This window comes from Meiothermus hypogaeus (assembly GCF_003574035.1).
Taxonomy (GTDB): Bacteria; Deinococcota; Deinococci; order Deinococcales; family Thermaceae; genus Meiothermus; species Meiothermus hypogaeus.
Window position 1 is genome coordinate 1 of record NZ_QWKY01000086.1, and the last position, 11,960, is coordinate 11,960.

Here is an 11,960-nt window from a genome sequence, read left to right on the forward strand (position 1 = left end):
CCGCGTAGCGGAGGGCGATACCGCCCCTTGGAAGGGAGACGCTTTCTTCGCCGACCGACAGTGAAGGGCCATCGGCCCCCGGCTAGCGCCGGTACTCAAGGGAGGGGTGTGCTCTAGGATTCAAAAAGACAGCCTCTGGTGTTTTTGGTTTTGTAAACTGTCTTTTTGAATCCGGTATTGGGCGGTTGCCTGCGGGGTGACCCCCATAAAAAACTTTGGGCGCGCCGCCGCGTTTCTGCTCCGGTTTGTGAATTCTTTTTGAAGAAGAACCGTAAATGGGCCTACCATCTGCTGTGGGTTTTGGGGTCAAACTCAAGGTGTAGTTTATTTTCCGAAGCGATGTTCGAGGGGTGAGCCGTGGGGTTTCAGTTACCGCTTTTGCTTTTGGTACTGCTGCTGATACCGCTTTTGGTGTGGTGGTACTTGCGCAGGGTGCAGGGTGGAACGGCGAGTGCCCATGTGCTATACCCCAACCTGGCGCAGTTTGCTGGCATTGCGGAGCCGCGCTGGAAGCGCCACCTGAGCGCAGGGCTGTACGGGCTGGCGCTGGTGCTGGCCATCATGGCGCTGGCCCGCCCCCAGGCCACCATTCCAGCGCCCGACAACCTGGCTACGGTGATGGTTACCATTGACATTAGCCGCTCGATGCGGGCGCAGGACATTGAACCGGATCGCTTCACGGCGGCCAAAAAAGAGGCCCAGAACTTTGTGCGCGCGTTGCCGGATGGGGCCAAGGTGGGGCTGGTGAGCTTTGCGGGCTATGCGACCCTGGAAGTGGAGCCCACTACCGACCACCAGCGCATCCTGGATCAGATAGAGCTGCTTCAGATGGGCCGTGGAACGGCCATTGGCGACGGTCTGCTGGAAAGCCTCAAGGCTTTTCCCAAGGACGAAAACAACAAACTCCTGGGCCCCGCCACGGTGGTATTGCTTTCGGACGGTCGCAATAACCGCGGTATAGACCCCCTGGATGTGACACCCTTTGCCAAAGACATGGGTGTAGTGGTGCACACCATCGGGCTGGGCCGGCGCAGCAACCCGGGCGACCCCGACCAGATGTGGGGCAGCTTCTGGATGCAGTTCGACGAAGAAACCCTGCGTTCAATTGCCGAGTCTACTGGCGGACAGTACTATGCGGCGGAGTCGGCCGAGGCCTTGCGTCAGGCTTATCGCAACCTGAGCCGGGTGGTGGGCTGGAAGCCCCAGCGCACGGAGATCAGTGGTTTGTTTGGACTTGCTGCTGGGCTGGTGCTGGCCTCGAGTTTGCTCATTTCCAACCTGCGCCGTCAGGTAATCTGAAAGCTTTTATTACGCTCAAAAGGGTTTTGTGGAAGAGCCCTCCTGGGTGTATGGCTCTTAAAAGCGGTCACCTGGCTATCTTGGATCTCATACCGGATTCAAAAAGACAGTTTACAAAACCAAAAACACCAGAGGCTGTCTTTTTGAATCCTAGAGCACACCCCTCCCTTGAGTACCGGCGCTAGCCGGGGGCCGATGGCCCTTCACTGCCGGTCGGCGAAGAAAGCGTCTCCCTTCCAAGGGGCGGTATCGCCCTCCGCTACGCGGATAACTTCGGCCCTGTTGATTCGTTACCGTTCGGTAACGAATCAACCGAATCTGGTATCACCCAATTGCGGATGCGGATATGAACCAGAGATTTGGTGCTGTCTGGTTTAGATTGGGGCAGGAGGGAATATGAAAAAACTTACGGTGCTGGGCCTACTGGTAGGGGCAAGCTGGGGTTGGGCCGCGGGCTGCGATAACCCCAGTGCCGACTTTGACTACGTCTACTGCGCTACCCAGCTTTTTGTGCAGGCCGACAAAGAAATCAACGATGTGTACCGCGAGCTGGTAGGCAAGTTGAACGCTGAAGGGCGCTCGGTGCTGCGTACCTCGCAACTGGCCTGGATCAAGAGCCGCAACCAGCAGTGTACCCGGGTAGATGCCACCTCGCGCACCGTTAACCTGGACTGTGCGACCCGAATGACCCAGGAACGCACCAGTTTTCTCAAGGCCCGCATCCGCGAGTGCAACAGCACGGGTTGTGTGATTAGCCGCTTGCGCTGAGGGACAACCCCAACCAGCCAGGGCGGAACTCGAGCTTCTCCACCCGCACGATTGGGCTGGCCTCGAGCCCCAGCACCCCCAGGCGCTGCCGAAGGGATGCTTCTTGCAAGCCTTTTTGCAAAAGCGGCTTTAGGTATAGCTTTAGCTCCATGTTTCCGCCCAACTCCAAAAGCCCTGGTAGGCGCTGTTTGGCCTGAGCTGCAGCAATTTCCAGCACCTTGCCCGGCACCTGGTTGAGCACCGGGGCACCCCGAAACCCCGAAAAGTGCAGGTGCTCAACCCGCAGCCGCCAAATCTGACTTTCGGGTATATAGCCCAGGGCCAGCACCCCAAGTTTCATGGCCGGGCCGCTGGCGAACTTGACCTCTAGCTCGCAGCGGTTTTCGCTCAGTTCAAACGACCGGAGTTTCCCACCCTGCAAGCGGCCCAGGGGAAAGCGCAGCAGTTTGAGGGGCAGGTCTACGCTGGCGAGCTGGTGCTGCAACCAGCCCTGTAACAGGGTCTGTTCAAGCTGTAGTTCCATGCGGGCTTGTAGCAGCGGCATAACCCCATTATCTGCAGCCGAGGGCAAACCCGATAGACTGAGGTCTGTGACCTATCCCGAGGCGGTGGAGTGGTTGTTTGCCCAGAGTCGCGCCGGGGCCCCCAGGGGTTTATCGCGGATTCGAGAACTGTTGCAACGCCTGGGCCATCCAGAAGCCTTGTTTCCCGCTGTTCATGTGATTGGAACCAACGGCAAAGGCAGTGTGGTGGCCTACCTCGAGGCGGCCTTTAAGGCGGCTGACGAGCCCTGTGGCGCCACTACCAGCCCACACCTGATAGACTTCCGCGAGCGTATCCGTACCCATCAGGGCCCGATTCCCGAGGCCGAGGTGGTGCGATTTGTGGAGTGGGCCCGGGGCCAGCATTTCCAGGAACCGGTGGCTTTCTTCGACCTTACCACAGCGCTGGCGTTTCGGCATTTTGCATCGGTTGGTGTTCGCCTGGCAGCCGTGGAGGCCGGGGTGGGGGGGGTGCTGGATGCCACCCATGCGCTGTCCGATGTGCGGGTTACGGTAATTACCAATATCGGTGAGGATCACCTCGAGACCCTGGGGGGCTCGCTGGAGGGGGTGGCCAGGGACAAAGCGGGGGCCATTCGGGCCGGGGTTCCGGTGGTGACCGGGGCCGAGGGGCTTGGGCTGAAGGTGATCCGCAGTATAGCCGCCGAGCGAGCAGCCCCGTTGTATGTGCTCTCGGAGGGCAGCCCTATTTTCGATCTGCCTGTGCAACCTTCTTTACGGGGCCGGTTTCAATGGCAAAATGCCCGCCTTGCGGCGGCGGTGCTGCGCTTGCTGGGTTACGCCGAAACAGTGATATCCACAGGTTTATCCACAGCCGTGCATCCAGGCCGGATGCAGGAGATTAGCTACCGGGGCACGCCGGTGGTGCTCGATGGGGCACACAACCCCCCGGCGGCCCGGGCCCTGGTTGGCGAACTCGAGGGCTTTCACCTGGTGTTTGGCGCTTTCCCCCGCAAGGACTACCACACCATCCTGCAAACCCTGCTGCCCAGGGCCAGAAGTGTGCGCTATACCTACGCCGCCAGAGGTGCCCTGCGGGCGGAGGCGCTTATCCAGGAATACCCGGCTCCCTACTTTGAAAACCCGTTGGAAGCCCTGGAGCACGCAGTTGAAGCGGCTCGAGCCGACGGAAAACCTGTCCTGGTAACGGGCTCTTTGTACCTGGTGGGCGAGATGCTCCGCCTGCTACTGCCTTCGACCAACCCTCCTATTGAAGCAGTTTGATGGACGCTTTTTTGGAAAACAGAAACCTCCCCAGATACGGGGAGGCCTGGGTAGCCAGGGCGCTACCGGACGGTCAGGTTGATGGTTTGCAACGGTGGATCGCTGGGCGGGGCCCCGATGGGGCGGACTTCGTAGGTGATGGGGCCAGGGCCAGGGTCGGAACGATAGCTCCAACCGCAGGTCGCATCGAGGGGCACATCCCGGCTGCCCACGATGCGTTCACCGCGTTTGACCGTGACGGTGTAGCCTTGCCCTGCCCCTTCGCCGCCGAAACGGAAGGGGCGGGCTACGGTCTGCCCATTGCTAAAGGAAAGGGTGAAGTCTTTGGTGCAATCGGCGGCAGTTCTGGCAGCCGCCGCTACCGTGACCTGAATGCTGGTAGTGGCGCTGGCACCGCGCACCTCGTAGGTATGTTCCCCCGCCATTGGGGGCGGCACGGCCAGCGTCCAGGTGCCGTCGGGGTTCACCGTGACCCGGCCCAGGCTGGTGTTGTCTTCGAAGACCTCGAGCTCTTCCCCCGGTGTGCCCACCCCCCGCAACTGGAAAGTGCCAGCGGGCACCTGAGCGCCGCTGGCAGGCTCGCTGATTTGCAGATTACCCGCAGGTGCAGGCACGGTGAAACTCAAATCTGTGCCGGGCCCAAGGCTGGTGCCGCGGGCATTGACCGGCTGTAGTGTCAGGGTGTAGTTGCCGGGTGCACCAAAGTTGAAACCCGGCAAAGCCCAGCGCCCGTCACTTCCGATGCGTACCGGTACCCCCACCTTGTTGCCGTTCAGCAGCAGCTGAATAAAACCCCCTGGGGTGCCGGTGCCGCTCAAATCTACCGTGGGCCCCTGCAGCGTGCCGGGAGCGGGCGTGGTGAGGGTGGGTGCAATGGCTGCACTGCCCGGGCGGCTTATGCAGAAGAATAGGAGGATGAGCAGAAGAATGGTGCCCAGCAGTTTGATCCAATCGTAGGTCGTCCAGGCTCTGGCCATGGGCTATTCCTCCCTTCCAGCGGTGAGGCGGGCGATGTATTCCTGGAACCCTGCTTCGTCGCCCCGTACCAGGTAGGCCGCCTGGCGGCTCCAGGTGGGAATGCTGGGGGCGAAGCTTATGCCGGCGGCCTCGATGGCGGCGTGTAGCTGGCCCTCGGTGGCCGCTTCCAGGGCTTCGAAGGTAGTGATGCCGGCGGCTACCAGCGCATCGCGGATTTTGGGGCCAATGCCCTCGATGCGGGTCAGGTCGTCGGCCTTGCGGCGGGTACCTCCGGCGGTGGCGCGGCTGAGCTTGTAGACCCCGCGCACAAAGCGGCGGGCCTCCACAATCCATTCGTCAAACTCAAGATCTTTGCCAATGACTTCGCGCAGCCGTGCCTGGGGTGTGCTGGCCAGGTCTTCAAAGGTTTTGATGCCTGCTTCCCATAGCTTTTGCTGGTAGGTGTTGCCGATGCCCTCGATCACCCCCAGGGGGTCGTGGCCTTCGGGCACCACTTCGGCCCGGAAGGTGCGGCTCTGAGTGACTCGGTAGCCGATCACTTCCTTGGTTTGCCTGGGTTTGGCTTTGCGCGGTTTGGTAGGACGGGCTGGTGTTGGGGCGGCAGCGGCTCCTGTAGCTTCGGCCTCCGATACCCTGGTCTGCATGGCCGCGAGGTTGGTAGCCAGGGCATCGTAGTCGGCGGTGCGTTCCTGGGCTTTGGCCAGCCTGGCCTCGTAATCGGCTATGCGGGCTTGCAGGGCGGTGTAGTTGGCTCCCATCTGGCGGCGGTCTTCCTCGGCATTTTGCAAGGTTTTTTCGTACTCGGCTATGCGAGACTGAAGGCTGGCATGTTCACGCCGAAGCTGCTCGAGTTCGGCCAGATTCCCCCGGGCCTTCTCTGTCTCCTTGCGCAAGCCCTCGACCTCTCCGGCAAACCAGTTGCGTTCTTCCTCGGCCCTAGCCAGCCGGGTGCGCAGGTCGGAGAGTTCACGGCGCACTGCTTCCAGATCCTGATAGGCGCCCTGGGCCTGGTTCAGGTCGGCCCGCAGCTTTTCGACCTCAGCCAGGAGCTTGTTGCGCTCGGCGATCACGTTGTTACTATCGGTGCTCAGGTTGTCCAGACGCTTTTGCAGCCCCTCCACTTCGGCCCGCAGGTGGTCGCGTTCGCCTGCTACGGCTTCGATGCGCTTGCGCAGGGCCTCCAACTCGCCCGCGTACTGATTGCGCTCGTTTTGCATGGCTACGATGCGGACCTCGAGCTCGGCGGGTTGCAGGTTGCCCAACCGGGCCCGAATAGCCTCCAGAGCGCTCAGGCTGCCCTGCAAGCCCGATAGCTGGGTGTTGAGCCGGGCCGATTCTTGTCGCGCGCGGTCGCGCTCTTGCTCCAGGGCGTTCAGGCGGTTTTGCATGCTCTGGAGTTCGCTGGATAACTGGCTTCTTTCGCCCTCGAGGGTCTGTATACGGGCCTCGTAGCGGGCCTGGATTTTTTGCTGGTCGGCCTCGAGGGTGGCGTAGCGGGCCTGCAAAGCGCTAAACTCGTTCTTGTAGCGCTCGATTTCAGCTTCCATGGCGGCCACTTTGCCCTGGTCGGCCTCGAGGCTCTGGATACGACCCCGCAAAGCCTGAAGCTCATTCAGGGCCACCTGATATTCGCCACGCAACCGGTTTAGTTCTGCCCTGGCGCCCTCGGCCTCTCCCTGAAGGGCAGCGAAGTGGGCCTCGAGTTCTTCAGGCTGCTTGCTACCGAAGCGCTGGCGTAAGCCCTCCCAAACAGCCATCAGCCCGTCCATACCGGCTAGCTTGCCGCTCAGGTTAGCGGTTTCAGACTTCTGCGCATCGCGATCCTGGCGCAGGGCTTCTACCTGACGGCTCAGTACCGCCATCTCGCCCTGGTAGCCCAGAATTTGGGCAGAAAGTCGATTGCGCTCGCCCTCGAGCTGCTCAAATCGGGCCTGTAGCCCACTGTACTCGGCCTGAAGCCTGTCCCGCTCGCCCTGAAGGGCGCCCAGGCGAGCTTGCAGGTTGGCAAGCTGGGTCTTGAGGCCCTCGAAATCCTTGAGTTGTCCTTCCAACACCTGAATTTTGAGGGTGGCGGCATCCAGCTCTTTGCTCACTGTGGCGAAGCTAGCCTTGAGCCCCTCAAAATCCTTAAGCTGCCCCCGCAGCCCGGAGAGTTCCTGTTCAGCCTGCGCCAGTTTGGACTGGGTGGCCTTATAGCCGGTCAGATCGGCCTGAAGCCGACCCAGTTCGGCCTGAGCCTCGGTAAGCTGGTTTTGCAGCCGCAGAGTATTGCCCCGAAAAAGCCAGCTTAAAAGCCAGCCTAGGAGCCAGAAAATCAGGCCTCCCAAAAGAAAACTGCACCACTCAATCCATCCCATGAACCCTCCTTGACGCGCTGTTTTAGCAATACCGGAAAAGACTGGGGAACCTACTGGCTAGTTTAACAAAGCCAGGTGTAAAAAATGCAAAAAGTCTTGCAAAAATCCAGAATGCACTCTATCGCTTGATTTCAGTTGACCATACTTCGCAGATCTCATGTCTGGGAGAAAGAATGCTTGTTCACCCCACCTTGACGGGATGATCGATCAGTGCGAGCTGTCCGGTAAAGCAATGGCCGGATTGGGCTGGTGTCTGTGCAAACCGCTTTCATACCAGATTCGGTTGATTCGTTACCTTTTGGCAACGAATCAACCCACCGAAGTTATCCGCGTAGCGGAGGGCGATACCGCCCCTTGGAAGTTATCCGCGTAGCGGAGGGCGATACCGCCCCTTGGAAAGGGAGACGCTTTCTTCGCCGACCGTTCGGGAGGGGAGCGCTCTAGGATTCAAAAAGACAGCCTATGGGGTTTTTGGTTTTGTGAACTTTCTTTTTGAATCCGGTATCAGTTGTGGCGCATTGGCAAGCAAGCTATAAGTCCAGTACTTCGTCCAACGTTTCGGCCAGGGCGTTCACCATCTGGTCTACCTCAGCTTCTGTAATTACCAAAGGGGGCGCTATGGCAAAGCCGGTGTCGTTGCAGCGTACAATCACCCCTTTTTCACGACTTACCTTCATCAGCTTTGCACCCATGCCTTTGGATGCATCGAAGGTCTTTTTGCTGGTTTTGTCCTCTACCACCTCTACCAGCGCCATCAGGCCCTTGCCGCGCACATTGCCCACGTGGGGATGGGATTCCAGTTCTTGCAGCCGCCTGAGAAGCTGCTCACCGCGTTCAGCGGCATTCTGCCAGAGCCGCTCACGTTCGATGATGTCAATGTTGGCCAGCGCTACCGCACAGGCCACCGGGTGTCCCGAGTAGGTGAAGCCGTGCATGAACATCCGGTCGGGGGCCGAGATGCGCTCGAATATCTCGGGGGTAATGCCCACTCCACCCAGCGGGATGTACCCCGAGGTGATGCCTTTGGCAAAGCTGGTGATATCGGCCTGGAAGCCATAGGTGGTCTGGGCGAACATCGCACCGGTGCGCCCAAAGCCAGTAATGACCTCATCGGCAATGAGCAGGATGTCGTGCTTCTTAAGAATAGAGGCAATGGCCTGCCAGTAGCCTTCGGGAGGCGGCACCACCCCGCCGGCCCCCTGCACCGGCTCCCCGATAAAAGCGGCAATGGTTTCGGCCCCTTCACGGGTAATCAGATCCTCGAGCTCCCTGGCCAGCATGCCTACAAACTCTGCCTCCGAAAGCCCCGGGTTGTTGCGATAGGCTAGCGGCGCGCTCAGGTACAAAAACCCGGGCGGCAAGGGCCCAAAATCAGCATGGTAGGCCGGTACGCCGGTGGCGGCCAGCGCGCCCATGGCGATGCCGTGATAGGCCATGCGGCGCGAGATAATCTTGGTTTTTTCAGGCTTGCCCGACAAAGCCCAATAGTAGCGGGCAATTTTGATGGCGGTCTCGTTGGACTCGGCCCCCCCAGAGGTGAACTGGAAGTGCGAGTGGTGCGGCAAAAGCTGGTGCATCCTGGTGGCCAGCTCAATTACCGGAGGAGTAGCCAGCCCAAAGAAGGTGGGCTGGAAGGCCAGCCGGGCCATCTGCTCGCGGGCTACTTCGGCCAGTTCGGTGCGCCCATAGCCCACGTTTACGTTCCAAAGCCCGGCGAACCCGTCGATGTACCATTTGCCTTCAGTGTCGCGCACTTTGGAGCCCTTCCCCTCAACCAACACCACCGGGCCACCCTGTTTGTGGCGGTGCAGGTTGGTTACGGGGTGCAGGTGGTGGGCAATATCTTGTTCGATGAGCTGCTCGGTATTCCAGGTCAGGGTGTTCATAGATGCCCTTGATTCTAACTCCTGGTGGAAAGCGGTGGAGGGGAGACGGCTGGCTCGAGCTGGCCTTCTACCCGTATTGACCTGCGTCATGCAACCGTAATGCTGCTATCTGGGCCATTGCCACCGGGTCACAATCCCGAAAGTATCGCGTAGTATGCTCTGCTTTGTGACTGCCGATATACGGCGTGAGATATTCAAAATTGCCTTGCCGGTGAGCCTCGAGTCCACTGTTCAACTGGCCCTGGGCTTTGTCAACCAGGTGATCGTAGGTACCCTGGGTACCGCTACCATTGCAGCGGTGGGCCTGGCCAACAACGTGCTGTTTATCGGCATTCTGTGCCTGAACACCCTGGGGGCGGGTTGCGCTATTCTGGCCAGCCGGGCCCGGGGGCGGGGTGATGAGGCGGCGGTAAAACGTATCGTGAGCTTCTTCCTCGGTTTCTCGCTGGTGCTGGCGCTCCTGCTGGCCTTGCCGCTGGGGCTGGGGGCTTCCTCTTTCTTGAAACTTGTCGGCGCAAATCCGGAAATCACTTCTATCGGCGGGCCCTATCTTTCCCTGGTGGCGCTTTCTTTGCCCCTGATTACCCTGAGCGTGGTGAGCAGCGCGGCGTTTCGTAGTATCGGCAGAGCGCGGATTCCGATGCTGGTCACCATCCCGGCCATTACCCTGATACCGCTGTTGTCGTGGTTGTTCGTGTTTCCCCTCGAGATGGGGGCGGTGGGGGCGGCCGTGGCGGCGCTGGTGGCGCAAGGGGTGCGGGCGCTGGTGCTGCTTGGGCTAATCTTCGGGAGCCCCTGGGGTCTGCGCTGGACTTGGCCCGACCTGAGGCAAGCGCGGCGCCTTCTGGGCGAAGCCGTGCCGCTGGTACTGCCACTGTTTATTACCGAGGTGGTCTTTAGCGGCGGGGTGTTTTTGTTCGCCTTGTTGTTTGAACGCTTAGGAACACAAGAACTGGCGGTGTTCCAGATTGTCAGCAACCTCGAGATGGTCTTCATCACCGCCTCGGCGGGCCTGCACTATGCTGCTACCGTGCTGGTAGCCCAGGCCATTGGGCGGGCCGATTCCCCTGGGGTCTGGGGGGTTTCACGCCTGATCTGGCGCATTGGCCTCTTTTCGGCGGCCATCTTTGGGCTGGTTTTCGCTTTGTTTGCTTTTCTGCTGCCCCTGCTCTACCCTAACACCACCCCCCAGGTGCAACAGTGGGCCTTCTGGGCGGTACTGCTCAATGCCCTGTTTCAACCGGTCAAGGTCTCTAACTTCATCTTTTTTGGCACTTTGGCCAGCGGTGGCGACACCCGGTTTTTGCTGCTCTCCGATTTCGTTACGGTGTTTTTGGTAGGGTTGCCGCTGGCCTGGTTGCTGGCTTTCCCAGTGGGCTTGGGCTTGTGGGGTATTTTCTTGGGGCGGCTCCTGGGCGAGGAGACCGTGCGGGTAGCCATGTTCTTGTGGCGTTACCGGGGTGGGCAGTGGTTCCGGCTGGATTCAAAGGCCAGAGCCCTGGCTGCAGGCAATTCGGCATAGGTGCCCAGACACTTTTTCACTTTGAGCAAAGACCTGGAACAACCTGCCTCAACCAGAAAGGCTAAGTGCTAGTTAAACCGTAACGGTCACTGTCCTCAGATAGTGCCGAACGTCCGATTGAAGTCTATGCCGGATATGCCCTGAAAAATCCGAACGCTTTTTGGTCGGGAGTACAAAAATCCGTACTATAATGGGCGGCAATGCGGGCGCGTTCATATCTTTTTACCCTCTACATGGAATACCTGTACCCCGAGAACCGTGCCTGGGTGGGGGACTTGATTCGCTGGATGGAGCTGCTGGATTTTAGCGAACCTGCAGTGCGCGCCGCGGTGTCGCGTAGCGTCAAGCGCGGTTGGATTATCCCCGAGAAAGACGGTCGGCGGGCTTACTATCGACTTTCACCGCGGGTGGCCTGGCAGGTTGAACAGGTGCGGGAGCGACTTTACGGCTATGGCGCACCCTGGGACGGCAAATGGCGCATTCTGGTCTATGCCGTGCCGGAAGCCAAGCGCACTGTGCGCGACCGTTTTCGCAACGAGCTAATCCTGCTCGGTTTCGGAACACCGGCGCCGGGGGTCTGGGTAAGCCCCAATGGCTCCCTCGAGGGCGCCCGCGATCTGGTGGGTTTTTATGGTTTGCAAAGTTACGTGGAACTTTTTCAGGCCGAGCGTTTTTCCAGCACCCCGCCACTCGAGCTCATCGAAAAATCCTTCAACCTTAAAGCCGCCCAGGCCCGCTACCGCGCATTCCTGGCACAAAAACAGGAAAAGCCCAAAAACGCCGAGGAAGCTTTTATACGCCTGACCCACATGATCCACCAGGCCCGTAAAAACCTCTTTCTCGACCCCGGCCTGCCGCCCGAGCTCACCCCGCCGGGCTTCCTGGGGCAGCGGGCCAAAGAGCAGTTTTTGGAACTCTATGCTCAACTCTCCAGGCAGGCCAGACCAATTTTTGAGCGCGAGTCGGTCGCGGCCGACTAATACTGGATTCAAAAAGAAAGTTTACAAAACCAAAAAAACCATAGGTTGTCTTTTTGAATCCTAGAGCGCTCCCCTCCCGAACGGTCGGCGAAGAAAGCGTCTCCCTTCCAAGGGGCGGTATCGCCCTCCGCTACGCGGATAACTTCCAAGGGGCGGTATCGCCCTCCGCTACGCGGATAACTTCCAAGGGGCGGTATCGCCCTCCGCTACGCGGATAACTTCCAAGGGGCGGTATCGCCCTCCGCTACGCGGATAACTTCCAAGGGGCGGTATCGCCCTCCGCTACGCGGATAACTTCCAAGGGGCGGTATCGCCCTCCGCTACGCGGATAACTTCCAAGGGGCGGTATCGCCCTCCGCTACGCGGATAACTTCCAAGGGGCG

The 11,960-nt window shown here is 59.9% G+C and carries 9 protein-coding genes; 5 read left to right on the plus strand and 4 right to left on the minus strand.

Annotation, left to right across the window (positions count from 1 at the left end):
• Window positions 1-357 precede the first annotated feature (357 nt).
• A complete protein-coding gene (locus Mhypo_RS15240) occupies window positions 358-1,299 on the plus strand; it encodes a VWA domain-containing protein (protein WP_119342129.1) in 942 nt (313 codons plus the stop codon).
• A gap of 396 nt (window positions 1,300-1,695) precedes the next feature.
• Window positions 1,696-2,067, plus strand: a complete 372-nt coding sequence (locus Mhypo_RS15245; protein ID WP_119342130.1) for a lysozyme inhibitor LprI family protein — start codon at window positions 1,696-1,698, stop codon at window positions 2,065-2,067.
• Here Mhypo_RS15245 and Mhypo_RS15250 read toward each other — a convergent pair.
• A complete protein-coding gene (locus Mhypo_RS15250) occupies window positions 2,051-2,611 on the minus strand; it encodes a hypothetical protein (RefSeq protein ID WP_119342131.1) in 561 nt (186 codons plus the stop codon). The two genes, Mhypo_RS15245 and Mhypo_RS15250, sit on opposite strands and share 17 nt — an antisense overlap.
• Window positions 2,612-2,657: 46 nt before the next feature.
• Here Mhypo_RS15250 and Mhypo_RS15255 point away from each other — a divergent pair, with 46 nt between their 5' ends.
• Window positions 2,658-3,854 (plus strand): bifunctional folylpolyglutamate synthase/dihydrofolate synthase, encoded by a 1,197-nt coding sequence (locus Mhypo_RS15255; protein ID WP_170148322.1) that lies wholly within the window; start codon window positions 2,658-2,660, stop codon window positions 3,852-3,854.
• Window positions 3,855-3,916: 62 nt separating this feature from the next.
• On the opposite strand, the gene Mhypo_RS15260 is transcribed toward Mhypo_RS15255, so the two are convergent.
• From Mhypo_RS15260 to Mhypo_RS15270, 3 genes are all read right to left on the minus strand, one after another.
• Window positions 3,917-4,831, minus strand: coding sequence for a hypothetical protein (locus tag Mhypo_RS15260; protein WP_119342133.1), 915 nt, complete (start codon window positions 4,829-4,831; stop codon window positions 3,917-3,919).
• Between the two features lie 3 nt (window positions 4,832-4,834).
• On the minus strand, window positions 4,835-7,189 hold the full coding sequence (locus Mhypo_RS18390) for a helix-hairpin-helix domain-containing protein (protein ID WP_119342134.1): 2,355 nt from the start codon (window positions 7,187-7,189) through the stop codon (window positions 4,835-4,837).
• A 530-nt stretch (window positions 7,190-7,719) separates the two neighbouring features.
• Window positions 7,720-9,075 carry an aminotransferase family protein gene (locus tag Mhypo_RS15270; RefSeq protein ID WP_119342135.1) on the minus strand — a complete coding sequence of 452 codons (1,356 nt, stop codon included), beginning with the start codon at window positions 9,073-9,075 and terminating at the stop codon, window positions 7,720-7,722.
• A 154-nt stretch (window positions 9,076-9,229) separates the two neighbouring features.
• On the opposite strand from Mhypo_RS15270, the gene Mhypo_RS15275 reads away from it, so the two are divergent.
• Together Mhypo_RS15275 and Mhypo_RS15280 are read left to right on the plus strand one after the other, a co-directional pair.
• A complete protein-coding gene (locus tag Mhypo_RS15275) occupies window positions 9,230-10,597 on the plus strand; it encodes an MATE family efflux transporter (protein WP_119342136.1) in 1,368 nt (455 codons plus the stop codon).
• A 200-nt stretch (window positions 10,598-10,797) separates the two neighbouring features.
• Window positions 10,798-11,577 carry a PaaX family transcriptional regulator gene (locus Mhypo_RS15280; RefSeq protein WP_119342137.1) on the plus strand — a complete coding sequence of 260 codons (780 nt, stop codon included), beginning with the start codon at window positions 10,798-10,800 and terminating at the stop codon, window positions 11,575-11,577.
• The last annotated feature ends 383 nt before the right edge of the window (window positions 11,578-11,960 follow it).

Coding starts and splice junctions, on each gene's coding strand:
- Mhypo_RS15245 (WP_119342130.1), top strand. CDS start 1,696: ATGAAAAAACTTACGGTGCTGGGCCTACTGGTAGGGGCAAGCTGGGGT.
- Mhypo_RS15250 (WP_119342131.1), bottom strand. CDS start 2,611: ATGCCGCTGCTACAAGCCCGCATGGAACTACAGCTTGAACAGACCCTG.
- Mhypo_RS15260 (WP_119342133.1), bottom strand. CDS start 4,831: ATGGCCAGAGCCTGGACGACCTACGATTGGATCAAACTGCTGGGCACC.
- Mhypo_RS18390 (WP_119342134.1), bottom strand. CDS start 7,189: ATGGGATGGATTGAGTGGTGCAGTTTTCTTTTGGGAGGCCTGATTTTC.
- Mhypo_RS15270 (WP_119342135.1), bottom strand. CDS start 9,075: ATGAACACCCTGACCTGGAATACCGAGCAGCTCATCGAACAAGATATT.
- Mhypo_RS15275 (WP_119342136.1), top strand. CDS start 9,230: ATGCTCTGCTTTGTGACTGCCGATATACGGCGTGAGATATTCAAAATT.
- Mhypo_RS15280 (WP_119342137.1), top strand. CDS start 10,798: ATGCGGGCGCGTTCATATCTTTTTACCCTCTACATGGAATACCTGTAC.